At 63.3% G+C, this 24,464-nt stretch carries 27 protein-coding genes and 1 pseudogene; 8 read left to right on the top strand and 20 right to left on the bottom strand.

Going from position 1 to position 24,464, the window contains the following annotated elements:
- Positions 1 to 98 precede the first annotated feature (98 nt).
- Positions 99 to 524, top strand: coding sequence for a DUF1761 domain-containing protein (locus ACVDG8_RS20985; RefSeq protein WP_447256404.1), 426 nt, complete (start codon positions 99 to 101; stop codon positions 522 to 524).
- A gap of 3 nt (positions 525 to 527) precedes the next feature.
- Here ACVDG8_RS20985 and gcvA read toward each other — a convergent pair whose 3' ends face one another.
- Positions 528 to 1,448 (bottom strand): transcriptional regulator GcvA, encoded by a 921-nt coding sequence (gene gcvA / locus ACVDG8_RS20980; RefSeq protein ID WP_447256403.1) that lies wholly within the window; start codon positions 1,446 to 1,448, stop codon positions 528 to 530.
- A 103-nt stretch (positions 1,449 to 1,551) separates the two neighbouring features.
- On the opposite strand from gcvA, the gene ACVDG8_RS20975 reads away from it, so the two are divergent.
- Positions 1,552 to 1,827 (top strand): hypothetical protein, encoded by a 276-nt coding sequence (locus ACVDG8_RS20975; RefSeq protein WP_455707198.1) that lies wholly within the window; start codon positions 1,552 to 1,554, stop codon positions 1,825 to 1,827.
- Positions 1,828 to 1,982: 155 nt separating this feature from the next.
- On the opposite strand, the gene ACVDG8_RS20970 is transcribed toward ACVDG8_RS20975, so the two are convergent.
- The gene (locus tag ACVDG8_RS20970; protein WP_447256401.1) at positions 1,983 to 2,516 is read right to left on the bottom strand and encodes a L,D-transpeptidase family protein; all 534 of its coding nucleotides are present in this window, start codon (positions 2,514 to 2,516) and stop codon (positions 1,983 to 1,985) included.
- Positions 2,517 to 2,663: 147 nt separating this feature from the next.
- Between ACVDG8_RS20970 and ACVDG8_RS20965 the strand changes: the two genes are divergently transcribed.
- Together ACVDG8_RS20965 and ACVDG8_RS20960 are read left to right on the top strand one after the other, a co-directional pair.
- Positions 2,664 to 3,347 (top strand): response regulator transcription factor, encoded by a 684-nt coding sequence (locus ACVDG8_RS20965; RefSeq protein ID WP_112128661.1) that lies wholly within the window; start codon positions 2,664 to 2,666, stop codon positions 3,345 to 3,347.
- Between the two features lie 251 nt (positions 3,348 to 3,598).
- Positions 3,599 to 4,054: a cyclic nucleotide-binding domain-containing protein gene (locus tag ACVDG8_RS20960; RefSeq protein ID WP_447256400.1), complete on the top strand. Its 456-nt coding sequence runs from the start codon at positions 3,599 to 3,601 to the stop codon at positions 4,052 to 4,054.
- Here ACVDG8_RS20960 and xth read toward each other — a convergent pair.
- The 8 genes and pseudogenes from xth to tesB all read right to left on the bottom strand — a co-directional run bounded on the left by xth (position 4,051) and on the right by tesB (position 12,946).
- Entirely contained in the window at positions 4,051 to 4,857 is an 807-nt protein-coding gene (gene xth, locus ACVDG8_RS20955; RefSeq protein WP_447256399.1) for an exodeoxyribonuclease III, read from the bottom strand. The two genes, ACVDG8_RS20960 and xth, sit on opposite strands and share 4 nt — an antisense overlap.
- A gap of 121 nt (positions 4,858 to 4,978) precedes the next feature.
- A complete protein-coding gene (locus ACVDG8_RS20950) occupies positions 4,979 to 5,647 on the bottom strand; it encodes an outer-membrane lipoprotein carrier protein LolA (RefSeq protein WP_447256398.1) in 669 nt (222 codons plus the stop codon).
- Positions 5,648 to 5,790: 143 nt separating this feature from the next.
- Positions 5,791 to 8,462 (bottom strand): annotated as a pseudogene (locus ACVDG8_RS20945) (DNA translocase FtsK).
- A gap of 208 nt (positions 8,463 to 8,670) precedes the next feature.
- Positions 8,671 to 8,949: a hypothetical protein gene (locus ACVDG8_RS20940; protein WP_447256396.1), complete on the bottom strand. Its 279-nt coding sequence runs from the start codon at positions 8,947 to 8,949 to the stop codon at positions 8,671 to 8,673.
- 438 nt (positions 8,950 to 9,387) lie between these two features.
- Complete coding sequence (locus tag ACVDG8_RS20935; protein ID WP_447257401.1) at positions 9,388 to 9,666, bottom strand: hypothetical protein; 279 nt, start codon at positions 9,664 to 9,666, stop codon at positions 9,388 to 9,390.
- Positions 9,667 to 10,112: 446 nt separating this feature from the next.
- Entirely contained in the window at positions 10,113 to 11,447 is a 1,335-nt protein-coding gene (locus ACVDG8_RS20930; protein WP_447257400.1) for an ammonium transporter, read from the bottom strand.
- Positions 11,448 to 11,496: 49 nt separating this feature from the next.
- Positions 11,497 to 11,835: a P-II family nitrogen regulator gene (locus ACVDG8_RS20925; protein ID WP_447256395.1), complete on the bottom strand. Its 339-nt coding sequence runs from the start codon at positions 11,833 to 11,835 to the stop codon at positions 11,497 to 11,499.
- Positions 11,836 to 12,082: 247 nt separating this feature from the next.
- Complete coding sequence (gene tesB, locus ACVDG8_RS20920) at positions 12,083 to 12,946, bottom strand: acyl-CoA thioesterase II (RefSeq protein ID WP_447256394.1); 864 nt, start codon at positions 12,944 to 12,946, stop codon at positions 12,083 to 12,085.
- Positions 12,947 to 13,048: 102 nt separating this feature from the next.
- Here tesB and ACVDG8_RS20915 point away from each other — a divergent pair, with 102 nt between their 5' ends.
- Entirely contained in the window at positions 13,049 to 14,311 is a 1,263-nt protein-coding gene (locus tag ACVDG8_RS20915) for a ubiquinone biosynthesis hydroxylase (RefSeq protein WP_455707197.1), read from the top strand.
- A gap of 206 nt (positions 14,312 to 14,517) precedes the next feature.
- Here ACVDG8_RS20915 and ACVDG8_RS20910 read toward each other — a convergent pair whose 3' ends face one another.
- Positions 14,518 to 15,048, bottom strand: a complete 531-nt coding sequence (locus tag ACVDG8_RS20910; protein ID WP_447256392.1) for a hypothetical protein — start codon at positions 15,046 to 15,048, stop codon at positions 14,518 to 14,520.
- Positions 15,049 to 15,327: 279 nt separating this feature from the next.
- On the opposite strand from ACVDG8_RS20910, the gene ACVDG8_RS20905 reads away from it, so the two are divergent.
- A complete protein-coding gene (locus ACVDG8_RS20905; RefSeq protein WP_447256391.1) occupies positions 15,328 to 16,935 on the top strand; it encodes a GMC family oxidoreductase in 1,608 nt (535 codons plus the stop codon).
- Between the two features lie 44 nt (positions 16,936 to 16,979).
- Here ACVDG8_RS20905 and ACVDG8_RS20900 read toward each other — a convergent pair whose 3' ends face one another.
- Positions 16,980 to 17,336, bottom strand: a complete 357-nt coding sequence (locus tag ACVDG8_RS20900) for a YciI family protein (protein ID WP_447256390.1) — start codon at positions 17,334 to 17,336, stop codon at positions 16,980 to 16,982.
- Entirely contained in the window at positions 17,333 to 17,542 is a 210-nt protein-coding gene (locus ACVDG8_RS20895; protein WP_447256389.1) for a hypothetical protein, read from the bottom strand. Before ACVDG8_RS20895 ends, ACVDG8_RS20900 begins: the two co-directional genes overlap by 4 nt.
- A 224-nt stretch (positions 17,543 to 17,766) precedes the next feature.
- On the opposite strand from ACVDG8_RS20895, the gene ACVDG8_RS20890 reads away from it, so the two are divergent.
- Entirely contained in the window at positions 17,767 to 18,192 is a 426-nt protein-coding gene (locus ACVDG8_RS20890) for an OsmC family protein (protein ID WP_447256388.1), read from the top strand.
- Between the two features lie 212 nt (positions 18,193 to 18,404).
- Here ACVDG8_RS20890 and ACVDG8_RS20885 read toward each other — a convergent pair whose 3' ends face one another.
- The 7 genes from ACVDG8_RS20885 to ACVDG8_RS20855 all read right to left on the bottom strand — a co-directional run bounded on the left by ACVDG8_RS20885 (position 18,405) and on the right by ACVDG8_RS20855 (position 23,825).
- Positions 18,405 to 19,031: a YceH family protein gene (locus tag ACVDG8_RS20885; protein WP_447256387.1), complete on the bottom strand. Its 627-nt coding sequence runs from the start codon at positions 19,029 to 19,031 to the stop codon at positions 18,405 to 18,407.
- A 234-nt stretch (positions 19,032 to 19,265) separates the two neighbouring features.
- Positions 19,266 to 20,045 (bottom strand): succinate dehydrogenase iron-sulfur subunit, encoded by a 780-nt coding sequence (locus ACVDG8_RS20880; RefSeq protein WP_447256386.1) that lies wholly within the window; start codon positions 20,043 to 20,045, stop codon positions 19,266 to 19,268.
- A complete protein-coding gene (locus ACVDG8_RS20875; protein WP_447256385.1) occupies positions 20,045 to 20,479 on the bottom strand; it encodes a DUF3052 domain-containing protein in 435 nt (144 codons plus the stop codon). The genes ACVDG8_RS20880 and ACVDG8_RS20875 overlap by 1 nt, the downstream gene beginning before the upstream one ends.
- Positions 20,480 to 20,481: 2 nt before the next feature.
- Positions 20,482 to 22,314 carry a succinate dehydrogenase flavoprotein subunit gene (gene sdhA / locus ACVDG8_RS20870; RefSeq protein ID WP_455707196.1) on the bottom strand — a complete coding sequence of 611 codons (1,833 nt, stop codon included), beginning with the start codon at positions 22,312 to 22,314 and terminating at the stop codon, positions 20,482 to 20,484.
- Positions 22,298 to 22,693: a succinate dehydrogenase, hydrophobic membrane anchor protein gene (gene sdhD / locus ACVDG8_RS20865; RefSeq protein ID WP_447256383.1), complete on the bottom strand. Its 396-nt coding sequence runs from the start codon at positions 22,691 to 22,693 to the stop codon at positions 22,298 to 22,300. The genes sdhA and sdhD overlap by 17 nt, the downstream gene beginning before the upstream one ends.
- Positions 22,690 to 23,115: a succinate dehydrogenase, cytochrome b556 subunit gene (sdhC, locus tag ACVDG8_RS20860; protein WP_447256382.1), complete on the bottom strand. Its 426-nt coding sequence runs from the start codon at positions 23,113 to 23,115 to the stop codon at positions 22,690 to 22,692. Before sdhC ends, sdhD begins: the two co-directional genes overlap by 4 nt.
- 245 nt (positions 23,116 to 23,360) lie before the next feature.
- Positions 23,361 to 23,825 carry a hypothetical protein gene (locus tag ACVDG8_RS20855; RefSeq protein WP_447256381.1) on the bottom strand — a complete coding sequence of 155 codons (465 nt, stop codon included), beginning with the start codon at positions 23,823 to 23,825 and terminating at the stop codon, positions 23,361 to 23,363.
- A gap of 252 nt (positions 23,826 to 24,077) precedes the next feature.
- Between ACVDG8_RS20855 and ACVDG8_RS20850 the strand changes: the two genes are divergently transcribed.
- Complete coding sequence (locus ACVDG8_RS20850; protein WP_447256380.1) at positions 24,078 to 24,434, top strand: hypothetical protein; 357 nt, start codon at positions 24,078 to 24,080, stop codon at positions 24,432 to 24,434.
- The last annotated feature ends 30 nt before the right edge of the window (positions 24,435 to 24,464 follow it).

Here is a 24,464-nt window from a genome sequence, read left to right as displayed (position 1 = left end):
TGACGCCGCCGCCGAACAGGGATTCCATCGGCCGTTGAACAGGCGTGCCGTTGCTCAGCACCGCTGCGCATCCATCCGACACGCATTCAGGGGGTTTCATGGATTTTTCGGTGGTGAATTGGCTGGCGGTGATTGTCGCCGCCGTCGTCGCGTGGCTGTTTGGCGCCGTCTGGTACATCGCGTTGAGCAAGCCCTGGATGAAGGCGGCCAAAATCGATGCGGCAAACAAGAAGCCCTCCATTGCTCCATTCATCATCAGCTTCGTTGCCGAGGTGGTCATGGCGTTCGTTCTCACCCTGGTGGTCGGCGCGATGACCGGCGGCGAGCCAAACCCGCTTGCCGGCGTGATCTTCGGCTTCGTGCTCTGGCTGGGCTTCGTCGCCACCACGGTTTCGGCGAACCACCGCTATCAGGGCTTCGGCTGGGACCTGACGCTGATCGATGCCGGCCATTGGCTGGGCGTGCTGCTGATCATCGGCGCCATTATCGGCTGGTTCGGGGCGCCGGCCGCGCCAGCAGGCTGATACTCAAGTCGGCGTTTTCGCCACCTCGTCCAGCAACCACTCGCGAAAGGCGATGATGCGCGCATCGTCTTTCATCGCCTGTGGGTAAACCAGGAAATAGGCAAAGTCCGCCGCGACCCTGATGCCGAGCTCGAAGGGCCGCACCAGACGCCCTTGCGAGAGATCGGTTGCAACCATGGCAAAATCGGCCAGCGCCACGGCATTGCCGTCGAGCGCGGCTTGGGTGGCGTCGGTCGACGACCCGAAGACGAGCGTGCGGCTGTCGTCGAAATCCTCGACGCCGGCCGCCTGCATCCACATGCGCCAGTTCGGCCATGTCACGCCCTGCCGCGACCATTCGATATGCGCCAGCGTGTGGTGGAAGAGGTCGCGCGGTTCCTTGAGTGGCGGGCCGGAGGCGAGCAGCGCCGGGCTGCAGACCGGAATGATGATGTTTTCGAACAGCCTGTGCGCGACAAGCCCCGGATATCTGCCGGTGCCGAAGCGGATGCCGACATCGACGTCGTCGAGATCGAAGTCCCTGACATCGTAGCTGATGTCGAAGCGCAGCTCGATGCCGGGCTTGTGTTTGTGGAAATCGTCGACGCGGCGCATCAGCCACTTCGTCGCGAACTGTGCATCGAGCGTCACCTTCAAGAGAGCCGTGCCGCGCGTCATCTTGCGCGCCCGGCTGACGGCGCGGTTGAGCAGGTCGAGCGCGTCGACCGTGGCTTCGAGCAGCACGTGGCCGGCTTCCGTCAGCCGGATGGTCCGGCTGGTGCGGGTGAACAACACCAGGTCGAGTTGATCCTCGATTTCCTTGATCTGATGGCTGACCGCTGCCGGCGTCAGGCCGAGTTCATCGGCGGCGCGCGTGAAGTTGAGATGTCGCGCCGCCGCCTCGAAGGTCCGCAGCGCACGCGTCCCGGGCAGCAGCTTGGACATTCTATCTCCAAATTAAACTTGACAATCTGAAAAGAACTACTCGTTTCCTGTTTGTTTTTCAATCCGTCATGATGGCTGCAATCGAAACACCATCAAACCGGATTTGATATCCGGAGAAGCCGGAAAGCACCATGTCCGAGATCGTTCTGAAGTCTCACACCCCCTGAAATCACTTGTACCGCACTGGCTGCGGGCTACCTTCGATTGGCTCCGTCAGGCCAGCGTCGCCGCCCGGCTTCCGCTCGAGTCGGTCGACGATCTCTCCGACCGCCAGCTGCGCGACATCGGCGCAGAGCGCCACGATATCGCCAAGGCAATGGACCGGGAGCTTCGCGAGATCGGGCTTCTGGGCACGGGCTGGCAGCAGCGGAAATGGTAAGGCAGTAGGGCAGTACGGCAATAAGGCAGTATGTTGAGAATGGGCCCTGGAGATATCTTCCTACTGCCCTACTGCCCTACTGCCCTACTGCCCTACTGCCCTACTGCCCTACTGCCCTACTGCCCTACTGCCCTACTGCCCTACTGCCCTACTGCCTATCTCACCACCTTCACCATCGTCCTGTCCGACAACAACGGAAGCAGCCGTGCCATGGTGCGCGCAGTCACCGCCACGCAGCCCTGGGTAGGCGTGAAGCCTGGACGCGCCAGGTGGAAGAAGATCGCGCTGCCACGCCCGCGCCGGCGCGGCGCGATGTTCCAGTCGAGCACCAGGCAGACATCGTAGAGGCGGTCGTCGCGCTTCATCCGCTCGTGGCTGGCGCCATAAGGGATCTTCACCGGACGGTTGTAGTTGCGGTCATCCGGCACCTCGCACCAGCCGAGATCCGGGCCGATCGGCGCCATGGCAAGCCGCGTCCGGCGGCCGCCTGGAGAATGATCCCCGCGAAAATAGCCTGACAGGATGCGCATCGACGCCAAGGGCGTCGCGCCATCCCCTTCATGCTTGTTGGCGGTGATGCCGCTGCGCCCCAAGGCGCAGGGAAACACCGTTTTGCCGGCTTGCAGGAACCCCTGCGCGGGGTTGCCGGGTCTTGCCCGCACCACCAAAACGCGCAGGCCTTTTGGCAAAAATGCGCCTGCCGCATTGCGCGCGCGTTTTTTCTTGTATGATTGTGTCACGGAACAAATCACTGTGATCGGCTGTTGCGCCGGTGAGCTTCCGCATAAATGGGGGGAGGTCAACTGAATATTCTTTTTAAAACAACGGATTGATCCATGACATCACGCACCATTCTGATCGTTGACGACGACGACGACCTGCGCGCCACTCTCGTCGAGCAGTTAGCCCTTTACGAAGAATTCGACGTCCAGCAGGAATCCACTGCCGCCAAAGGCGTCGCCGCGGCGCGCAGCGGCGTTGTCGACCTGCTCATCATGGATGTCGGGCTGCCCGACATGGATGGCCGCGAGGCGGTGAAGATACTGCGCAAGGGCGGTTACAAGGCGCCGATCATCATGCTGACCGGCCACGACACCGATTCCGACACGATTCTCGGACTCGAGGCCGGCGCCAACGACTATGTGACCAAGCCGTTCCGCTTCGCGGTGCTGCTTGCGCGCATCCGCGCCCAGCTGCGCCAGCATGAGCAGAGCGAGGACGCCACCTTCTCGGTCGGCCCCTATACCTTCAAGCCGAGCCAGAAGCTGCTGATCGACCCGCGCGGCGCCAAGGTGCGGCTCACCGAAAAGGAAGCCTCCATCATCAAGTACCTCTATCGCGCAGACCAAAAGGTGGTGACGCGCGACGTGCTGCTGGAAGAGGTCTGGGGCTACAATTCCGGTGTCACCACGCACACGTTGGAAACCCATGTCTACAGGCTGCGCCAGAAGATCGAGCGTGATCCTTCCAATGCCGAAATTCTTGTGACAGAAAGCGGCGGCTACAAGCTGGTTCCTTAAACATTCATGATCTAGAGCAATCCTAGGAAAAGTGTGAAGCGGTTTTCCGGCCAGAATTGCGGCAAAACAAATGTTGGCGGTCGGGCGGGACCGCTTCGGGTTCGATCCTGGTGCTGGAGGGTGATGGATCGGCTCGGTGGATGCCTCGCACGAAATGCGCGGGCTGTAAGTGTTGGAGCGAAACAGCGCGTCCCCAAGGACGCGCCGCTCCAAAGGAGGGACTGGACTGACCGCTCGGGGACACAGCTAGGATGGCGCTGGATGACGACATCCGCATCCTGTCCAGCGTGAAGCTTTTTCAAGGCTTTACGCAGGAACAGCTGCGCCTGCTCGCGTTCGGCGCCGAGGCCACCTTCCTGCAGGCCGAGCGCAAGCTTTACCGCGAGGACGACGAGGCCGATTCGGCCTATATCGTGGTCAACGGCCTGATCGCGCTCTATCGCGAACAGGATGGCGAGCGCATCCCGATCGGCACCGCAGGCCCCGGATCGATGCTGAGCGAGCTCGCTCTGATTGCCGACACCAGGCGCCTGACCAGCGCCTCGGCGGCTGCCGATTCGGAAGTGATCCGGTTGAGCCGCAAAATGTTTCGCCGCATCCTGGAGGAATATCCGGACCTCGCGGTGCAGCTGCACGCGCGCATCCTGGAAGAGTTCCAGCAGATGATCGCCCGCATCGAGGAACTGGCGCCGCGCTTTACGGGCTAATCCAGCTCAAATCGCGCAATCACCGGCACATGGTCCGATGGCTTGTCCCAGCCCCGCGCGGCCTGCAGGATCTCGTAGCCGGTGAAATTCGGCACCAGATTGGCGGATGACCAGACATGGTCGAGCCGGCGGCCACGCCCCGAAGCCTCCCAGTCCTTGGCGCGATAGCTCCACCAAGTGTAGAGCTTCTGCTCGGCCGGCACGTTGAGCCGCATCAGGTCGACCCAGCCGCCGGCCTTGCGCATCGCCTCGAAATTCTCCGTCTCGACCGGCGTATGGCTGACGACGTTGAGCAATTGCTTGTGCGACCAGACGTCGTGCTCCTGCGGCGCGATGTTCAAATCGCCGACCAGGATCGACGAGGACAGTTCGTCCTGGCTTGCTGGCATGCCGTTCATCTCGGCGACGAAATCGAGCTTGTGCCGGAATTTTCGGTTGATCTGAGGATCCGGCTCATCGCCGCCGGCCGGGACATAGAAATTATGCACCAGGATCGATCTGTTGCCGGCCTGCACCTTGACCGACAGATGCCGGCTGTCTTCGATCTCGCAAAAACGCCGCTTCTCGACCAGCTCGATCGGCCGGCGCGCGACGGTGGCGACGCCGTGATAGCCCTTCTGGCCATGGAACAGGATGTGCTCGTAGCCGGCCTTGCGGAAGGCCTTTTCCGGAAACAGCTCGTCCGGCACCTTGGTTTCCTGCAGGCACAGCACATCCGGCGCGTGCTCGTCCAGCAGCCGCTCGACGATCGGCATGCGCAGGCGCACGGAGTTGATGTTCCAGGTGGCGATGGTGAAAGGCATGCGGCGGGTCCGAAAGAAGGTCGCCGATCTACTGCCAGCCGCGCGTCAGAAAGACAAGCTGGCGAAAACCATCGAGGTCAGCGCCGCCGACGCCGGCAAGGTTGTCCGGGACTACGAAAACTCACCTGGTTTTCGTGTTCATCTCGCGGTTCGCCGTATAGTCGATGGCGAATGTATCGGCCGGGAAGCTGACGCCTTCCTTGGTGTTGAAGATCATCACCGTCGTGTCTTTCCCTTGAGCGTCGGTGATCGTCCACTGGCGCAGGTCATAGGTCTTCGGATCGAACATCATGGTGATCATCGCGTTGCCGAACACCGACTTGTCGGAGAGCTTGATGGTGGTGAGATCGTCCTCTTCCTTGATTGCCTTCACGCGTCCGCCGGAGAGATCGATGCGGTCGTCGAGGAGCAATTTGAGCGGCGTCTTCGACAGCGGATAAAGATCGGACGTGTTGAGCTTCTTATTGAGGATGACGACCGACTTGCCATCGGAAATGACGCGGAAATTCGAGGAGCCGTCATAGTTGAAGCGGATCTTGCCCGGGCGCTCGAGGAAGAATTTGCCGCCGGTCTGCTCGCCTTTCGGCCCGAACTGCACGAACTCGCCGCTCATCGACTTCACTGAGGAGAAATGGTCGGCGATCTTCTGCGCTGCCGGCGGCACGGCGGCCTGCGCGGCGGCCACAAGCTGGTATCCGGGTACGAGATTGAGAGCGGCAACTCCGCCAAGCATCAAGCCAAAACCAAGCACCTGGCGGCGGGTAAGGGCAAATTCTGTCTGGGTCTTCATGCCGGTCACTTCCTGTGATTCGTGTCGTGGCAGTATCTGGGCTCCCAGTAGGGCTTAAGTTTGGCGGCCGCGCGACAGCCCATCCGCATGAACGTATCCGTCGATTTCAGGTTGCGTGAAGCCGGCAGCCATTAGCGGCCAGCCTAGAACTTGTCGTCTTCCGTCGGCACCAGGATTTCACGTTTTCCCGCATGGTTGGCCGGGCCGACGATGCCTTCCTTCTCCATTTTCTCGATGATCGAGGCGGCGCGGTTGTAACCGATGCCGAGCCGGCGCTGGATGTAGCTGGTCGAGGCCTTGCCGTCGCGCAGCACCACGGCCACCGCCTGGTCGTAGGGATCGTCGGAATCGTCGAAATTACCGCCGCCACCGCCGCCCGAACCGCCCTTCGCCGACGGGCCGTCGTCGTCATCTTCGTCGTCGTCCTCGGTGATGGCGTCGAGATATTCCGGCACGCCCTGCAGCTTGAGATGCCCGACCACCTTCTCGACCTCGTCATCGGAGACGAACGGGCCGTGCACGCGCTGGATGCGCCCGCCGCCGGCCATGTAGAGCATGTCGCCCATGCCGAGCAGCTGCTCGGCGCCCTGTTCGCCCAGGATGGTGCGGCTGTCGATCTTCGACGTCACCTGGAAGGAGATGCGGGTCGGGAAATTGGCCTTGATGGTGCCGGTGATGACGTCGACCGACGGACGTTGCGTGGCCATGATGACATGGATGCCGGCCGCGCGCGCCATCTGCGCCAGGCGCTGCACGGCGCCTTCGATGTCCTTGCCGGCCACCATCATCAGGTCGGCCATCTCGTCGATGATGACGACGATATAGGGCATCGGCTCGAGATCGAGATCCTCGGTCTCGTAGATCGCCTCGCCGGTCTGGCGGTCGAAGCCGGTCTGCACCGTGCGCGAGATTTTTTCGCCCTTCTTCTCGGCCAGTTGCACCCGCGCATTGAAACCGTCGATGTTGCGCACGCCGACCTTGGACATCTTGCGGTAGCGGTCTTCCATCTCGCGCACCGTCCACTTCAGCGCCACCACCGCCTTCTTCGGATCGGTGACCACCGGCGTCAGAAGGTGAGGAATGCCGTCATAGACGGAGAGTTCGAGCATTTTCGGATCGATCATGATCAGCCGGCATTCCTGCGGCGTCAGCCGGTAGAGCAGCGACAGGATCATGGTGTTGATGGCGACCGACTTGCCCGAGCCGGTGGTGCCGGCGACCAGCACGTGCGGCATCTTGGCGATGTCGACGATGACGGCTTCGCCATTGATGCTTTTGCCGAGCGCCAGCGCCAGCTTCAACTTGGTGGTCTCGAAGTCGCGGCTTGCCATGATTTCGCGCAGGTAGACGGTTTCGCGCTTGGCGTTCGGCAGTTCGATGCCGATGGCGTTGCGGCCGGGCACGACGGCGACGCGGCAGGCGATCGCGCTCATCGAGCGGGCGATGTCGTCGGAAAGGCCGATGACGCGCGACGATTTGATGCCAGGCGCCGGCTCCAGCTCGTAGAGGGTGACCACCGGACCGGGGCGCACCGCGATGATCTCGCCCTTGACGCCGAAATCCTCCAGCACGCCTTCGAGCAGCCGGGCGTTCTGCTCCAGCGCATCCTTCGACAGGCTTGCGTCCTTGGCGACGTTTTTCGGCTCGGACAGGAAATGCAGCGACGGCATCTCGAACGTGTCCGAGCCGATCAGCGAGGTCTGCGCCTCGCGCTGGACGCGGGCGCCGGGCACCGGGCGCGCCGCCGGCGCCTCGACGCGGGTCGCGGCATCGGAGCGGAACTGCTGCACCTTGGCGTTCGACGCGGCACGGCGCGGCGCGGGTCCTCGTCATCGAAGGCGTCAAGGCCGGTATCGTCCTGGTCGTCGAAGATATCCTGGTCGTCCGGATCGACGGACACGCTGCGGTCGTTGACCATCGCGGCGAAGAATTCCGGCTCGACGCGGGCGCGGCCGCCCCGGCTCATCCGCGCTTCGGCATACTCGGCCGATTCGACCCGCTCGGCGGCACGTCGCCAGGCGCTTGCCTTCGGCTCCATCTGAGGCTCGAACTCGTCGCGCTCCCGTTTGCGGCGCGCGGCGCGGCGATGCATCCAGGCGCGCAACGACAGCCACCAATGGGTGATGGCGCCGAGCGCCAGGATCCCTTCGTCGCCTTCGTCCTCGTCCTCGTCGAACAGCATCTCATCCTGTTCGCGCGGATCGGGCGCAGCAGTACGCTCCATGACGGCAAAGCCATTCTTGCGCGCAATCAACGCCGAACCGTAGGCGAACAACCACAAGGTGGGCGCGGCGAGAATGACCGCGATGATGCTGGCGAACAGTCCCTTCGGATAGCCGCCGACGGCAATGCCGGGGATCTTCAGCACCATGTCGCCGAACACGCCGCCAAGGCCGGTCGGCAGCGGCCAGGTGTTGGGCGGCGTCACGCAGCCAACGATGGACGCGGCAAGCAAGGCAAAGCCGAACCAGGCGAGCCCACGCTTCGGCAGCCTGTCGACGCCGCGCGCGGTGAAAAGCAGAAAGCCCCAGACAACCGCCGGCACCAACCCGGCAACGGCGGCGAGGCCAAAGAACTGCATGGCAAGGTCGGAGAATACCGCGCCGGCATAGCCCATGGCGTTGGTGACGACGTTGCTGGTGGCGTGCGAGAAGCTCGGGTCGGCAACGTTCCATGTTGCCAGCGCGGCGACGCCGAAAGCCGTGAACACGAACAGCCCGGCCCCTACCAGCCGCCCGACCTGGCGCCGCGCGAATGCCTGGAGACCGTTCCCCGTGCCGGTCAGCGCGAGCGGTGCTGAAGCGCCTGAACGCATGCCTCTTCCCCGTTGAGTCGTTGCCTGGCCGGGCGCATGGCGCACCCCGGCAGATTCGAACATCAGACTATCGGGGGGAAGGTTAAGGCCGCATTAACCATGGCCATTTACCGCTGCACCGCGGACACGAAGATGGCGGACCGTTGGCCCGCCATCTTTCATTTGAAACGCCGAAACGATCAGGCCCGTCCGGACCCGACCTTGAGCATCACTTGTTGGCGCCGCCATACGCCATCAGGTTGGCGCAGAATTCGGCGTGTGGCTTGCTCATCGCCGCGTCCTGGCACTCCTTCATCATCATGTCCTGCTTGTCCTTCGGCATTGAAGCCCAGGCAGCCTTGAAGTCGGCTTCGGGCTTCATGGTCTTCATGCTGGAATCGGTGAAGAACGGCGCCATGTTGGTAGGTTCGTCGAGGGCGCCGGCAAATGCAACGCCGCCGACCATGGAAAGAGCGAGCGCCCCGAGACAGATATTCTTGAAATTCATGAGAAAATTCCTTCCCTGTGTTTAACATATGCGCGTCAGAACGACGATCGCCTCCACAGTTCGGGACCAAGGCGGTCGATGTTTCCCCGAAAATCTTCTTCACGCGAACGTGATTGCCGATATCCCGGCACAGACAGGGCGATTCTTCCAAAAAGAAGCCGCGGAATGGCTTCCAGGCCTAAAGACGTGAGCGCCTTTTCAAGGCGCCGCACGACGGGATATTGGAGTTCAGTCCGAGTAGGGATCCGGACCAGGCAGGGCAGGATCCGCCGGGTCCCGTCAGCCGGGACTGCCTTACGGCGCCACTTCGCCATGCTGGAGATGTCGAGGACCTCGCCCTCTTCCTTGGTCGACGGACGTAGGCCGAATAAGCGCGGCTTCGCACCCAGGCTTGCCCAACGAAGCAATGGCGGGCATTCTTCCGAAGCAGGCAGCGTCTTACTTGTTGGCGCCACCCAGGGCGTGCACGTTCGCGCAGAACTCGGCGTGCGGCTTGCTCATCGCCGCGTCGTTGCATTCCTTCATCATGGCGTCCTGCTTATCCTTCGGCATGGCCATGAAGGCTGCCTTGAATTCTTCCATTGGCTTCATGGTCTTCATGCTGGAATCCGTAAAGAACGGAGACATGTCGTTCGGATCGTCAAGAGCGCCGGCAAATGCAACGCCGCCGACCATGGAAAGAGCGAGTGCCCCGAGGCAGATATTCTTGAAATTCACGAGAAAATTCCTTCCCTGTGTTTGACATATGCGCGTCAGAACGACGATCGCCTCCACAGTTCGGGGTCAAAGCGGTCGATGTTTCCTCAAAAATCTTCCTCACGCGAACGTGATTGCTGATATCCCGGCACCGACAGAACGATCGTACCAAAGAACGGCGGTCCGGACTCGATCCGGGCCGCTCATTCAGCCGACAATCTGCCGTAAAAAAGAGGCCCGGAATGGCTTCCGGGCCGCCCGCTTGCTGACAAAAAAGAGGCCCGGAATGGCTTCCGGGCCTCAAGGCGTGAGCCTCTTGCGAGAGCGTCACGACGGGATCTTGGGAGGAAATCTTAGTAGGAAATCTGGGCCGGCGGGAGGAGGATCCGCCGGCCCTTGGCCAGGGCAATTCCAGGAAAAGTGTGAACGGTTTTCCGTCCGGAATTGCGTCAAGCCAGATAGCCGCCTTACGGCACCACCTCGCCGTGCTGGGAGATGTCGAGGCCTTCGACCTCTTCCTGGGTCGTCGGACGCAAGCCAACCAGCGCCTTGACGATGTAGAGGATCACGAAGGTGGCGATCGCCGTCCACAGGATGGTGAAGGCGATACCATAGAGCTGCTTGCCGACCGAAGCGTCCTTACCGAGCGCATTGATCGCCGGATCGGCGAGCGCGCCGGTGAGCAAGGCGCCGACGATGCCGCCGATGCCATGCACGCCGAAGGCGTCGAGCGAGTCGTCATAGCCGAGCGCATGCTTCAGCTTGACCGCCGAGAGGTAGCAAATGACGCCTGCAAGAATGCCGACGATGAAGGCGCCGGTCGGGTTGACGAAGCCGGAAGCCGGCGTCACGGCGACGAGGCCGGCGACAGCACCCGAGATGATGCCGAGTACCGAAGGCTTCTTGGCGACGATCCATTCGGCGAACATCCAGGCCAAGGCCGCGGCTGCGGTGGCAACCTGCGTGTTCATCATCGCGGCACCGGCAAGACCGTCCGCAGCGAGTTCCGAACCGGCGTTGAAGCCGAACCAGCCGACCCACAGCAGCGAAGCGCCGATGACCGAATAGACCAGGTTGTGCGGCGCCATGTTGGTGGTGCCGTAACCTTCGCGCTTGCCAAGGACCAGCGCGCAGACGAGGCCCGCGACACCGGCGTTGATGTGGACGACCGTGCCTCCGGCGAAGTCGAGAACGCCGGCCGAGCCGAGGAAGCCGCCACCCCACACCCAGTGCGCGATCGGCGCATAGACGAACACCAGCCACAGGCCCATGAAGAGGAGCAACGCCGAGAATTTCATGCGCTCGGCAAAGGCGCCCACAATCAGCGCCGGCGTGATGATGGCGAACGTCATCTGGAACATCGAGAAGACGAATTCAGGAATGTTCGACACGCCCGGCAGCCATAGCGTCGAGACGGTGATGCCGTGGTGGAAGAGCCTCGAGAAGCCGCCGATATAAGCATTCAGCCCGGGGGAATCATTGGTCGTGAAGGCCAGCGAATAACCGATGATGAACCACAGCACCGTCACCAGGCAGGTGATGGCGAAGCTCTGCATGATAGTGGCGAGCACGTTCTTCTTGCGCACCATGCCGCCGTAAAACAGCGCCAGGCCCGGGATGGTCATCATCAGCACCAGCGCCGTGGAGGTCAGCATCCAGGCGGTGTTGCCAGTGTCGAGCACGGGTGCTGGCGTGGCCGGCGCCGCGGCGGTAGCGGCCGGAGCGGCTGTCTGCGCGAAGGCAGCGACAGTGCTTAGCGCTACCAGAGCGAGCGAAGCGGCCGCGCGCCCTGTCGTCTTCAAGGTGGAAGGAATAGTCATTGAACTCTCCGTTGAATTGGTGTTCGCCGCTTTAGAGCGCGTCGCTGTCTGTTTCGCCGGTACGGATGCGCACCGCCTGGTCGATGCCGAAGACGAAGATCTTGCCGTCGCCGATCTGGCCGGTCTTGGCGGCTGCGGTGATGGCTTCGACGGCCTTGTCGACAGTGTCGCCACTGACAGCCACTTCGATCTTGATCTTCGGCAGGAAGCTCACCGCGTATTCGGCGCCGCGATAGATTTCCGTATGCCCCTTCTGACGCCCGTAGCCTTTGACTTCGGTGACGGTCAGGCCCTGGATGCCGACGGCGGTGAGCGCTTCGCGCACCTCGTCGAGCTTGAACGGCTTGATGATTGCCATCACGATTTTCATAAGGTTTCACCCTTTGCTGTTGCGGTCCCCCGCGTTTGCACGACTTCGCCGCCCCCTGAGAGCCGGAGAGTGCTCATCAGGATTCAAGCTCCGTGCCAGTTGCCGAAACAGGGCGTTAACCTGTTGTAAACAAAGGGGATGACCGACCCGTGCACGATTTTCATGCGCGAGCACAGGGCAGCAATTGATTAAGAAATAGGCAGAATCCGGGAAATGCCTGTTTAGTGGGCTCAGATTCGAAGCCGACTCATCGCTTCAGGCGGATAAGCCCTTCCTGGGCGACCGATGCGATCAGCGTTCCGTCGCGCGCGAACAGCGAGCCGCGGGTAAAGCCGCGCGAGCCCTGCGTCGACGGGCTGTCCTGCGTGTAAAGGATCCAGTCGTCCAGCGAATGGCTGCGGTGGAACCACATCGCATGGTCGAGGCTTGCCGCCTGGATGTCGCGGTCGAAGATGGCGCGGCCATGCGCGAAGGTCGAGGTGTCGAGCAGTGTCATGTCGGAGAGATAGGCAAGCACGGCCGCCTGGATGGCACGGTCTTCCGGCACCGGGCCGGTGGTGCGGATCCAGATGTTCTGCTCGGGCTCCAGCTTCTCGCGGCTTGTATAGTGCTTCAGCATCACCGGCTTCATCTCGATCGGCCGGTCGCGCTCCCAATAGCGCTTTATGCCTTCCGGCACCGCTTCGCCGAATTTGCCGAGCAGTTCGCGCTGCGAAAGGAGCGTATCCGGCGCCGGCACGTCGCGCGGCATCGGGAACTGATGCTCCAGGCCAACTTCGTCCTGCTGGAACGACGCTTCCAGCGAAAAGATCGCCTGGCCATGCTGGATCGCCACCACCCGCCGCGTCGTGAAGGAGCCGCCGTCGCGGATGCGGTCGACCTCGTAGACGATCGGCAGCTTGGTGTCGCCGGGGCGCATGAAGTAACCGTGCAGCGAATGCACATGACGCTCCGGCTCGACCGTGCGCTGCGCGGCGACCAGCGCCTGGGCGATGGTCTGGCCGCCGAACACGCGCTGCCAATCGAGCTTGGGGCTGCGACCACGATACAGATTGTGTTCGAGCTGCTCGAGGTCGAGAATGTCGAGAAGCTCGTCCATCGCCGCGGTCATGTTTGAAATCCCTCAAAGATGTGCCATGGCCGGTTTCGGACAGGACGCGCGGGCAGTCAAGGCTGTAACGTCAGCCGGCCGAAGCCGCGAAAGGATGATGCCATGGTCGACCGCAAGGACAACGGAGCAAGCGAGACATCCCTCAATGTGCTGATTGCCGGCGCCGGCTATGTCGGTCTTACCGCGGCCGTATCGCTGAAACAGGCGCGTCCCGGCCTCGCCATTGCCATTGTCGACGCCGCGCCGGCCGGTGTCTGGCAGAAGGACGGCCGCGCCTCGGCGATCGCGGCCGCGGCCTGCCGCATGCTGGAGCAGCTTGGCGTCTGGGACGAGATCGCGCCCGAAGCGCAGGCGATCACCGAGATGATCATCACCGACTCGCGTACCGCCGATCCGGTGCGTCCGGTGTTCTTGACCTTCGATGGCGAGGTCGCACCCGGCGAGCCTTTCGCCCACATGGTCGCCAACCGTGACCTCAACGGCGCGCTGCGCCGGCGCGCCGAAAAACTCGGCATAGACATCATCGAGGGCATGGCGGTCAGCGGTTTCGACACCAATGGCGCGGGCGTTACCGTGCATCTCGCCGATGGCGCGACGCTGAAGGCGCGGCTGCTGGTCGCCGCCGATGGCGTCAATTCGAAATTGCGCGATATGGCCGGCATCAAAACCGTCAAGTGGGAATACGGCCAGTCCGGCATCGTCTGCACCGTCGCGCATGAGCGCCCGCACAATGGCCGCGCCGAGGAGCATTTCCTGCCCGCCGGGCCTTTCGCCACGCTGCCGCTGAAGCCCAGCAAGGACGGCACCAACCGCTCGTCGCTCGTCTGGGTCGAACGCGCCGAGGACGCCCGGAAGCTCGTCGAAGGCGACGACTTCGTCTTCGAGCACGAGCTAGAGCAGCGTTTTGGGCTGAAGCTGGGTGAAATCCGCGTCGTCGATAAACCCCGCGCGTGGCCACTTGGCCTGACGCTCGCCCGCGCCTTCGTCGCGCCGCGCATCGCGCTCGCCGGCGACGCCGCGCATGGCATCCATCCAATCGCCGGCCAGGGCCTCAACCTCGGCTTCAAGGATGTCGCCGCTTTGGCCGAAGTCGTGGTCGAGGCCGACCGTCTGGGCCAGGATATCGGCGCGCTCGATGTGCTGGAGCGCTACCAGCAATGGCGCCGCTTCGACACGCTGCAGATGGGCATCACGACAGATGTGCTGAACCGTCTGTTTTCCAACGACATCAACCCTTTGCGCGCCGTGCGCGACATCGGCCTCGGCCTCGTCGAGCGCATGCCCAGGCTGAAGGAGTTCTTCATCCGCCAGGCTTCGGGGCTTTCCAGCGATACACCAAGGCTGTTGAAGGGTGAGGCGATCTAGCGCTTCCTGGCGGCGCCGTGCCCTCTCGCTTCGTCATCCTCGGGCTTGACCCGAGGATCCATGCCGTGACCTTGATCGTGGAGCGGAGCAAAATTCGTAACCGTCATAAAGCTTTAGCGTCACGGCGTGGATCCTAGGATCTGCGCGCGTCGCTTCGCTCCTTGCTTCGCCCTAGGATGACGACACGAGGAGCGTTTCGGTCGATTCTAGTTCACCTCGAACCCGAGCTTCTGCCGCAACCTCAGCACGCGCTGGTCCGCGATCTTGAGGCTTTCGCCGCCGCCTTGCGCGACCCGGTTCAGCATCTGCAGCAAGTCCTCCCGCTCATGCGGATCCAGCCGCTCGCGCAGGAACGGCGCCAGCTTGTCGATGACGATCGTCGTGTCGTCGATCTGGGCTGCCGCCCATTTGGCGTAGACGACGGCCTCGTCGGTCTTCTTCGGGTTTTCGGCAATCTGCGAGATCACCTCGCGGATGACTTTCTCGCGCGGCGGCAGGACCGGACCTTGCTCCGAAACGATCGCGGTGATCAGCGTCGCCGCGGCCACCACCGGATCGTCGATCGCCGTCAATGGCGAGAGCGCTGCTTGCTTGCGCAGCTTTTTGCGGCGGATGTTTCCCTGGACGCGGCCGACGACGTCGGCAACTTCGCGCGCCGCCTCGTTCATGGCCTTCATGCGGTACCACCAGAGCGCCGCCGCGCCCAGCACGCCGAGGATAGCAATCAGAAAAGGCATGCGGACATCCCCCGAAATCGCGACGACGATAGGAGAACTCCGACTTTGCTTCAACACGCAAGAATTGCAGCCGGTGAAGAAAAAACAGAAGCGTTCCCTTCAGGTATTTTCGCATGGTCGATGCCATGATCAGGAAGAGCGCCGTCTCCATCCGGACCCGGCCATGCAGCACCATTACGACAGGCGTCATCACGCCTATTGCGGCCTCGCCGATACGCTGCGATCTTTGCGGGCCGAACAGACTGCCGGACCGGCCTAGTGACCAGACAGAACACCGCAATGACCCAACGGCTCGACGGCGACTACGACTACATCATCGTCGGCGCAGGCACTGCCGGCTGCGTGCTGGCGAACCGCCTGAGCGAGGATCCGGCAACGCGCGTGCTGCTGCTCGAGGCCGGCGGCAGCGACAATTACCACTGGGTGCACATCCCGGTCGGTTATCTCTATTGCATCGGCAATCCGCGCACCGACTGGATGATGAAGACCGCGCCCGAAGCCGGCCTCAACGGCCGCTCACTGGTCTATCCGCGCGGCAAGGTGCTGGGCGGCTGCACCTCGGTCAACGGCATGATCTACATGCGCGGCCAGGCGGCGGATTATGACGGCTGGCGGCAGATGGGCAATGTCGGCTGGGGCTGGGACGACGTGCTGCCCTATTTCCTCAAATCCGAGGACCATTATGCCGGCAAGACCAAGCTGCATGGTTCCGGCGGCGAATGGAAAGTGGCGCGGCAACGCCTGTCCTGGCCGATCCTCAACAAGGTGCAGGAGGCAGCCAAGGAATTCGGCATCATGCCGCGCGCGGATTTCAATGACGGCGACAATGAGGGTTCGGGTTTCTTCGAAGTGAACCAGAGCAACGGCGTGCGCTGGAACACGGCCAAGGCATTCCTGCGCCCGGCGCTGCGGCGGCCGAACCTTAGGCTGGTCGTCAACGCGCATGTCGAGAAGGTGCTGTTCGAGGGCAAGCGCGCAGCCGGCATACGCTACCTCCTGGGCGGCGAAGCCATCGAGGCAAAGGCCGGAAGCGAGGTGCTGCTGACGGCCGGCTCGATCAATACGCCGAAACTGCTCGAACTTTCCGGTGTCGGCCAGCCGGACCGCCTCGCCGCGCTCGGCATCGATGTCGTCCACGCCAGCCCCGATGTCGGTGAGAACCTGCAGGACCATCTGCAGATCCGCACTGTCTACAAAGTGTCGTCGGCGCTGACGCTCAATACGCTGGCCAACAGCCTGGCCGGCAAGGCGCGGATCGCGCTGCAATATGCCTTTGCCCGGTCGGGGCCGATGTCGATGGCGCCGAGCCAGTTCGGCATGTTCAGCAAATCCGATCCGTCGTTGGCGACGCCGGACCTGGAATACCACGTGCAGCCACTGTCGACCGACCGGCTTGGCGACCCGCTGCATCCGTTCCCGGCGATCACCATGTCGGTCTGCAATCTGCGGCCCGACAGCGTCGGCTCCGTCCATGCAACGACGCGTGACCTGGCCGAGCAGCCGGAAATCCGGCTGAACTATCTCTCCACGGTCCGCGACCGCGAGATCGCGCTGCGCTCGGTGCGCCAGGCGCGTAACATCATGACCGCCAGGGCGCTTGCCGGCTTCCAGCCGCAGGAGATCCTGCCTGGTCTCGCCCACCAGTCCGACGACGATTTGCTGCACCAGATCGGCGCGATCGCGACGACGATCTTCCACCCGGTCGGCACCTGCCGCATGGGTATCGACAACCGCGCCGTCGTCAGTCCAGACCTGCGTGTGACCGGTGTCGAGGGGCTGCGTGTCATCGACGCCTCGATCATGCCGCGCATCGTCTCCGGCAACACTGCTTCGCCGGTGGTGATGATCGCCGAGAAGGCGGCGGACATGATCCGCCGCCCTGCGTGAGCCTGCCGACGCGCAGTCGGCGAAGTGCTGCTTCCTTCGACCGTCTATGACCCCGGTACGTCGTAGATGGCCCTGACCTCGACCGTGCCGAGCTCGGCCAGCGGAATATCGGCGGCAATTTTCAACGCCTCGTCGAGATCCGCTGCCTCGATCATGACGAAGCCGAGCAGTTGCTCCTTGGTTTCGGCGAACGGCCCGTCGGTGACCAGTGCCTTGCCCCTGCGCCGCCGCAGCGATTTCGAGGTCTTCACCGATTGTAGCGCCTGCGCGATGATCAGCTTGCCCTGGCCCTCCAGTGACCGGTTGTGGGCCAGGGAATCGGCGTCGAGCTTCGCCCCGCGTTCCGGGGTCAGCGCGTAAAGGTCCTTTTCCTCGCCATAAACCAGCAGCACATATTTCATTTGAAGCTCCCTTCCTGTGATGAACCATAAGAGGCGATGACGAGCGTGTCAGCCTTGCGCGCGGCGTGGTCGAGAATACATGCGCCCATGCCGATGACGGCGACGGCCACAAGCAGCCGGCCGAAACCGGATGCCGGCGGATCGAGCCAGAGATCTTGCCGCCGGGCGATTGGCCGCTTCCAGAGCGTGAAAAGCAGATTGTCCATTTCGAACCTCCATCCGGCCGCGAAAATCCGTGGCCGCCCGCAGGACGATCCGGTCGACAAGAAGTCGACATTTTGCACACGCATTTTTCTTCGAGATTTTTTTGCACGCGCCGAAGACGCTGGCGCGGTCGCTTCATGGATGGTCTTCCGCCCGGCCCGCGCTATAGTTCCGGAGAACGCTGGCGTCCCGCTGGCGCAAACCCCGGCACTCAAGGAGGAACTTCATGGACCGCACCGCAAACGCCGTCTGGAAAGGCAATCTGAAGGAAGGCAAGGGCACGATCGACACGCAGAGCGGGACGCTCAAGGGCACGCCCTATTCGTTCAAGGCTCGTTTCGAGGACGAGAGCGGCAAGTCCGGCACCAATCCCGAAGAGTTGATCGCGGCAGCCCATGCCGGCTGCTACGCCATGCAGCTCTCGCACTTCCTCGCCGAAAACGGCACGCCGGCCGCCGAGCTCGACGCCAAGGCGGTGGTGACCCTGGTGCCTGGCACCGGCATCACCGGCAGCGCCCTCACGCTGGTCGGCAAAGTGCCGGGCATCGACGCGGCGAAGTTCAAGGAACTGGCCGAGAAGGCCAAGGCGGAGTGTCCGGTATCGAAGGCGCTCGGCGCGATCAAGGTGTCGCTGGACGCGAAGCTGGGGTGATTGGCGTTTCTGCTTGAGAGGCAGCGATCCTTCGCCCCCTCTCTGCCCTGCCGGGCATCTCCCCCTCAAGGGGGAGATCAGATGTCACGCCGGGTTTCGCCAATCTCCGAGGTTGTAGGGGAAGCGCCAGCGCTGGAGCTGCCAATCTCCCCCTTGAGGGGGAGATGTCCGGCAGGACAGAGAGGGGGGCCTCGCACCAACGTTCTGGTGAGCTAAGCGCCCAGCGCGTCGATCCGAGCCCGCAACGCCGCGACCTCTTCCTCCAGCGCGCTGACCCGCGCCTCGAGGTCTGAGCCGGGCACGACCGGCGCACTGCGTTGCGCCGATAGCGCCGCAACGTCCACCGGGCCAGCGAGGAGGTGGACATAGCGGTCCTCGCGCTGGCCTGGCCCGCGCGGGATTTCCTGGACCAGCGGCGGCCGGCGGCCGATCAGCATATCGAGTTCACCGCGCAGGTCCTCGATCGACGAAAACCGCGCCATGCGCTCAGCGCGCGCCAACAGCTCATGCGCCGTCTGCGGCCCGCGCAACAGGAGCAGGCCGAGCACCGCGTTCTGCGGCGTGGTCAGCGAGAAGCGCTGCGCCATCTGATGCTCGTAGCGCTCGACGCGCGAGCCGAACATCTGCCGGACCAGCCCCTTCTGCTCAAGCAGCTTCAGTGCCCGGTGCACCTCCGTCTGTTCCAACGCCATGACAGGCTCACGCGCCGTCTTCTGGTTGGCGGCGGCGAGTGCGGCATTCAGCGTCAGCGGATAAACATCCGGCGTCAGCTCCTTCTTCTCGATCAGGCAGCCGAGCACGCGAGCTTCGACGGCGGAGAGGATGGGAAGGTCGGTCATTGGATCGCAATCCTTTCTGGGACTGGCGGGACAGCGCCCCCTCTGTCCTGCCGGACATCTCCCCACATGGGGAGATCGGCAGCTTCGCCGACAGCGCTTCATCCTTCAACCTTGGAGATTGGCGAAAGCCGCGACAGCGGCCAATCTCCCCCTCGTGGGGGAGATGTCCGGCAGGACAGAGGGGGGCGCGAAGGATCGCTGCGTTGGGATTGCTGCAAGCGAACCCGTCGCTGCCTAAACCCGCCGCTCCACCATCATCTTCTTGATCTCCGCGATCGCCTTGGCCGGGTTCAGCCCCTTCGGACAGGTCTGCGCGCAGTTCATGATGGTGTGGCAGCGGTAGAGCCGGAACGGATCTTCGAGATTGTCGAGCCGCTCGCCTGTCGCCTCGTCGCGGCTGTCGATCAGCCAGCGATAGGCCTGCAGCAGCGTCGCCGGGCCAAGGTAGCGGTCGCCGTTCCACCAGTAGCTCGGGCACGATGTCGAGCAGCAGGCGCACAGGATGCATTCATAGAGCCCGTCGAGCTTCTCGCGGTCCTCATGGCTTTGCAGCCATTCCTTAGCCGGCTGCGGCGAGACCGTCTTCAACCAGGGTTCGATCGAGGCGTGCTGGGCGTAGAAATTGGTGAGGTCGGGCACCAGGTCCTTGATCACCGGCATATGCGGCAGCGGGTAGATCTTCACGGCACCTGAAATGTCGTCACAGCCCTTGGTGCAGGCCAGCGTATTCGAGCCGTCGATGTTCATGGCGCAGGAGCCGCAGATGCCTTCGCGGCAGGAGCGGCGCAGCGTCAGTGTCGGGTCGATCTTGTTCTTGATCCACAACAGCGCATCGAGAACCATCGGCCCGCAATCGTCCATGTCGACGAAATAGGTATCCATGCGCGGGTTCTCGTCATCGTCTGGCGACCAGCGGTAGATGCGGTATTCGCGCAGGTTGGTGGCGCCTTCCGGCTTCGGCCAGGTCTTGCCCTGCTGGACCTTCGAATTCCTGGGGAGCGTGAGTTCGACCATTACCTGCGGTCCTTTCGGATGACGAGCTTCAGCCCGGACCAGATTTCGTTCACGGCGGCGACCTTGACGTCGACCAGGTCGCGCTTCAGCGCCTCGGCGCGGATCACGTGCTCGGTGATGTCGGTGGGCACTTTCGAGGCCTTTTTCGGCCAAGACACCCAGACCATGCCGTCGCGCTTGATCGCCGTCTCGATGCCGGCAAGGCTGTCCTCGATCTCGGCGCGCTGCCGAGTGAAGGCGTGCACGGCATCGTATTTGCGATCGCCCGAGATCGCCGACCAGTTGGACAGCCGATCGACGCTGGCAAACTCGACTGCCTCCGCCAGTTCATCGAGTTCCGGCGGCAGCGCGATGAAAGCGGCAACCATGCCGTCCTTCAGGCCAAGCTTGGCCTGAAGCGGCGTGCCGGAATATCCTGAGGCCGCCGGCGCCATCGTCAGTACACCCGGGCCTTGGGCGCGATCTTGGCGAGGCTGATGCCGCCGTCCTTTTCCGCCACCAGTGGTTCGGTGTGCACCGGACGGTAGGAAAGCGTCACCTTGCCGTCCTCGCTGAGCCTGGCCAGCGTATGCTTGCGCCAGGTGACGTCGTCGCGCTTGTCGAAATCTTCCCGCGCGTGCGCGCCGCGGCTCTCCTTGCGCGCTTCGGCGCCGTAGACCGTGGTGATGGCGTTGGCCATCAGGTTTTCCAGTTCCAGCGTTTCGACGAGGTCGGAGTTCCAGATCATCGAACGGTCGGTGACCTTGAGATCCTTCAGCTCATGCCAGATTTCCGAGATGCGCTTGCAGCCCTTCTCCAGCGATTCCTGGGTGCGGAAAACTGCAGCGTCTTCCTGCATCGCCTTCTGCATCTTCTCGCGCAACACCGCCGTCGGCGTCGAGCCGTTGGCGTGGCGAAGCGTGTCGAAACGGTCCATGATCTTTTCGACCGAGGCTTCGTTGGGCGAAGGGATCGCGGAAGCGCGGTCGATGACCTGGCCGGCGCGGATTGCGGCCGCGCGGCCGAACACGACAAGGTCGATCAGCGAATTGGAGCCCAGCCGGTTGGCGCCATGCACGGAAGCACAGCCCGCCTCGCCCACCGCCATCAGCCCCGGCGACACGCGGTCGGGGCGCATCGTCGGGTTGAGCACCTCGCCCCAGTAATTGGTCGGCACGCCGCCCATATTGTAGTGCACCGTCGGCAGCACCGGGATCGGCTCCTTGGTGAGGTCGACGCCGGCAAAGATCTTGGCCGATTCCGAAATGCCGGGCAGCCGCTCATGCAGCACCGCCGGATCGAGGTGGTCGAGATGCAGGAAGATGTGGTCCTTGTTCTTGCCGACGCCGCGGCCTTCGCGGATCTCCAGCGTCATGCAGCGCGAGACGACGTCGCGCGAGGCGAGGTCCTTGGCCGACGGCGCGTAACGCTCCATGAAGCGCTCGCCCTCGGAGTTGACGAGATAGCCGCCCTCGCCGCGCGCGCCTTCGGTGATCAGGCAGCCGGCGCCGTAGATGCCGGTCGGGTGGAACTGGACGAACTCCATGTCCTGCAGCGGCAGGCCGGCGCGCGCGGCCATGCCTCCGCCGTCGCCGGTGCAGGTATGCGCCGAAGTGGCGGAGAAATAGGCGCGGCCGTAGCCGCCGGTCGCCAGCACCACCGTCTTGGCGGAGAAGCGGTGGATGGTGCCATCGTCGAGGTTCCAGGCGACAACGCCGGTGCAGGTGCCGTCCGGCTCCATGATCAGGTCGAGCGCGAAATACTCGATGAAGAACTGCGCGTTGTTCTTCAGCGACTGGCCGTAGAGCGTGTGCAGGATGGCGTGGCCGGTGCGGTCGGCGGCGGCGCAGGTCCGCTGCACCGGCGGGCCGTCGCCATAGTTCATCATATGGCCGCCGAACGGCCGCTGGTAGATCTTGCCTTCCTCGGTGCGCGAAAACGGCACGCCGTAATGCTCGAGCTCGTAGACCGCGGCCGGCGCTTCGCGCACCATGTATTCCATGGCGTCGACGTCGCCGAGCCAGTCCGAGCCCTTGACGGTGTCGTACATGTGCCACTGCCAGGAATCAGGCCCCATGTTGGACAGCGAGGCGGCGATGCCGCCTTGCGCTGCCACCGTATGCGAGCGCGTCGGGAAGACCTTGGTGATGCAGGCGGTGCGCAGCCCCTGCTCGGCCATGCCGAGCGTGGCGCGCAAGCCGGCGCCGCCGGCGCCGACGATCACCACGTCGAATTTGTGGTCGACAAAAGTATAGGCGTCCTTGGCCAAGGCTTCAGCCTCCGAATGCAAGTTTGAGCAGCGCGAACAGCGAAGCGACGCCGACCACCACGCAGAAAAATGTGTTGAGTGCGAGCGTCAGCAGCTTCGGGCCTTCGCTGGTCACGTAATCCTCGATGATGACCTGCATGCCGATGCGCATGTGATAGAGGCCGGAAATCAGCACCAGCGCCAGCACCAGCGCCACGAACGGATTGGCGAGCGCTGCCCGCACCTCCGCATAGCTATGGCCGTTGATTGCGATGAGGAAGCCGACGAAGAACAGCAGCAGCGGGATGTTGGCGATCGCCGTCAGCCGCTGGCGCCAGAAATGCAGCGTGCCCTCGCGCGCCGAGCCCAGGCCGCGCACCTTGCTCAGCGGCGTGCGCATATCGTTGTTGGAGCCGCTCATGCCAGGCCTCCGCGCGCCATATAGCCGGCGATCCAGATCAGAAGTGTAAGCAGAACCGAGCCAACGAGCGTCGCCCAGGCGATCTTGGTGGCGGTGTGTTTTTCCAGCCCGGCGCCGGTGTCCCAGATGAGATGGCGTACCCCGCCCAGCATGTGATGCATCAGCGCCCAGGTGTAGCCGAAAAGAACCAGCCGGCCGAGCCAGCTGCCGAACGCCCAGTTCACCCAGTCGAACGCGCCCTGCGAGGTCGAAGCCGCGATCAGCCAGGCGGCGACCAGGAGCGTGCCGAAATAAAGCGCGCCGCCGGTGATGCGATGGACGATCGACATCGTCATGGTGATCGGCGGGCGGTAGATCGTCAGATGCGGCGAGAGCGGCCGTTCACGTCTGGCAATTGCGCGGGTGGCTGGTGATTTGCTCATGGCTGCCCCAGTTCGGCGTCCTGGATACCGCTACCGAAAAGCGGCGTTTGCCGCTCTCATATGGCTCCGGACAGCCGGTTTCTAATGCTCTTTTTGCACCGCGTCAAAGCCGGAAAATCGTTTTGGAAAAGTCATTTAGTCTGACAAATCGAGGGCTCCGCGCTTCAATCGATTAGCGATTGTTTCGAAGCCGGCGCAGCGTCGCTGCAGTGCGGTATGTGCGCCAGGACCGGCGCCTAGTGCGCTTATCTCTTGCAGGTCTGAGGCGTCGAACCCCTCTTCATCACCAGCGCTTCGCGGCCGTCGATCACGATTGCGTCATGCGTCGTCGCTTCCTGATAACGGCTGTTCTGGTTGGCGGGCGATGCCGCGAACTCCTCGGTCGTGCCGTCGGGCCTCACCACGCGCAGTGCGCCGCCCAGGTTCTGGATGGTGATCGTGCCGCCATTGCCGCATCGGTAGGTGGCCATGCCGACACTGGAGCGCGGCGCGGTAAGGTCGGTGATGGTCTTGGTTGGCGGTGCGGCGGGCGCTGCCGCTGCCGAAGGCGTTGGGGGCCCCGCGGGCGCGGTGGACGGTTGGGCCGGAGCAGATGACACTGTGGGCGCTACGGTATTCGCCTTCGGCGCGTCGTTCTGCGGCACACAGGCGGCGGCTGCCAGAAGCAGCGGGATTGTGATCGACATCCGAACCGTGCGGCCTAAAATCATACGCTGTCCCTTTTCGTGTGCGGCACGCCAGCCATGCGGCTCGCCAAGATCAAGTTCACCAGTGAATAAGCCACTTGCGCCCGGCCAACGCCGGGGTGGACGCCGTAGACCGCATCCGCCCGCAAAATTAACCATGTTTGTTAAGTCCAGGCCCGAAGGCCGTCCCGGCTCTTAACAAAGGTTAAGAAAAGGTTAATTTCTGATTCGAACCGCAGTCCAGGCGCGATCTCGCGTCGACCAAGGGAGAGCGACATGCGTTTGAATTCAATGCGGACGAGCGTGGTCGCCGCGACGCTGGCGGTGCTTGCTGCTGCAATCGCCGCGCCGGCTGAGGCCGGTTTGCGTCACCACGACCGCGTCTATGCGGACTCCTTCGGCAATCTCGTCATCGACAGCGCCGCCGGCTACAAGCGCATCATCGTCGGCGAAGGCAGGCTGGCCAAAAAGCTTTCCGAATTCACCAGCGCCGGCCAGCCCGCCGTGGTCTATGACAGTGAGGAGGATGCCGGCGCGCCGGGATGCTATCAGCCGCCGGTGTTGGTGAAGGGCCGCTCCTATATGTACGGGCTTTCCGACGGCGAGATGCCGAACCTCAGTCCTTGCCGCTGAAGCAACTCCTGGAAAGGTACGACGCGCATT

It is taken from the genome of Mesorhizobium sp. ORM8.1 (assembly GCF_053005525.2).
This window is presented reverse-complemented; position numbering and strand designations above follow the sequence as displayed.

What these genes read in the sequence shown, in the direction of transcription:
- ACVDG8_RS20985 (WP_447256404.1), top strand. Translation starts at nt 99, where the DNA reads ATGGATTTTTCGGTGGTGAATTGGCTGGCGGTGATTGTCGCCGCCGTC.
- gcvA (WP_447256403.1), bottom strand. Translation starts at nt 1,448, where the DNA reads ATGTCCAAGCTGCTGCCCGGGACGCGTGCGCTGCGGACCTTCGAGGCG.
- ACVDG8_RS20965 (WP_112128661.1), top strand. Translation starts at nt 2,664, where the DNA reads ATGACATCACGCACCATTCTGATCGTTGACGACGACGACGACCTGCGC.
- ACVDG8_RS20960 (WP_447256400.1), top strand. Translation starts at nt 3,599, where the DNA reads ATGGCGCTGGATGACGACATCCGCATCCTGTCCAGCGTGAAGCTTTTT.
- xth (WP_447256399.1), bottom strand. Translation starts at nt 4,857, where the DNA reads ATGCCTTTCACCATCGCCACCTGGAACATCAACTCCGTGCGCCTGCGC.
- ACVDG8_RS20950 (WP_447256398.1), bottom strand. Translation starts at nt 5,647, where the DNA reads ATGAAGACCCAGACAGAATTTGCCCTTACCCGCCGCCAGGTGCTTGGT.
- ACVDG8_RS20940 (WP_447256396.1), bottom strand. Translation starts at nt 8,949, where the DNA reads ATGAATTTCAAGAATATCTGTCTCGGGGCGCTCGCTCTTTCCATGGTC.
- ACVDG8_RS20925 (WP_447256395.1), bottom strand. Translation starts at nt 11,835, where the DNA reads ATGAAAATCGTGATGGCAATCATCAAGCCGTTCAAGCTCGACGAGGTG.
- tesB (WP_447256394.1), bottom strand. Translation starts at nt 12,946, where the DNA reads ATGACCGCGGCGATGGACGAGCTTCTCGACATTCTCGACCTCGAGCAG.
- ACVDG8_RS20915 (WP_455707197.1), top strand. Translation starts at nt 13,049, where the DNA reads ATGGTCGACCGCAAGGACAACGGAGCAAGCGAGACATCCCTCAATGTG.
- ACVDG8_RS20910 (WP_447256392.1), bottom strand. Translation starts at nt 15,048, where the DNA reads ATGCCTTTTCTGATTGCTATCCTCGGCGTGCTGGGCGCGGCGGCGCTC.
- ACVDG8_RS20905 (WP_447256391.1), top strand. Translation starts at nt 15,328, where the DNA reads ATGACCCAACGGCTCGACGGCGACTACGACTACATCATCGTCGGCGCA.
- ACVDG8_RS20900 (WP_447256390.1), bottom strand. Translation starts at nt 17,336, where the DNA reads ATGAAATATGTGCTGCTGGTTTATGGCGAGGAAAAGGACCTTTACGCG.
- ACVDG8_RS20895 (WP_447256389.1), bottom strand. Translation starts at nt 17,542, where the DNA reads ATGGACAATCTGCTTTTCACGCTCTGGAAGCGGCCAATCGCCCGGCGG.
- ACVDG8_RS20890 (WP_447256388.1), top strand. Translation starts at nt 17,767, where the DNA reads ATGGACCGCACCGCAAACGCCGTCTGGAAAGGCAATCTGAAGGAAGGC.
- ACVDG8_RS20885 (WP_447256387.1), bottom strand. Translation starts at nt 19,031, where the DNA reads ATGACCGACCTTCCCATCCTCTCCGCCGTCGAAGCTCGCGTGCTCGGC.
- ACVDG8_RS20880 (WP_447256386.1), bottom strand. Translation starts at nt 20,045, where the DNA reads ATGGTCGAACTCACGCTCCCCAGGAATTCGAAGGTCCAGCAGGGCAAG.
- ACVDG8_RS20875 (WP_447256385.1), bottom strand. Translation starts at nt 20,479, where the DNA reads ATGGCGCCGGCGGCCTCAGGATATTCCGGCACGCCGCTTCAGGCCAAG.
- sdhD (WP_447256383.1), bottom strand. Translation starts at nt 22,693, where the DNA reads ATGAGCGGCTCCAACAACGATATGCGCACGCCGCTGAGCAAGGTGCGC.
- sdhC (WP_447256382.1), bottom strand. Translation starts at nt 23,115, where the DNA reads ATGAGCAAATCACCAGCCACCCGCGCAATTGCCAGACGTGAACGGCCG.
- ACVDG8_RS20855 (WP_447256381.1), bottom strand. Translation starts at nt 23,825, where the DNA reads ATGATTTTAGGCCGCACGGTTCGGATGTCGATCACAATCCCGCTGCTT.
- ACVDG8_RS20850 (WP_447256380.1), top strand. Translation starts at nt 24,078, where the DNA reads ATGCGTTTGAATTCAATGCGGACGAGCGTGGTCGCCGCGACGCTGGCG.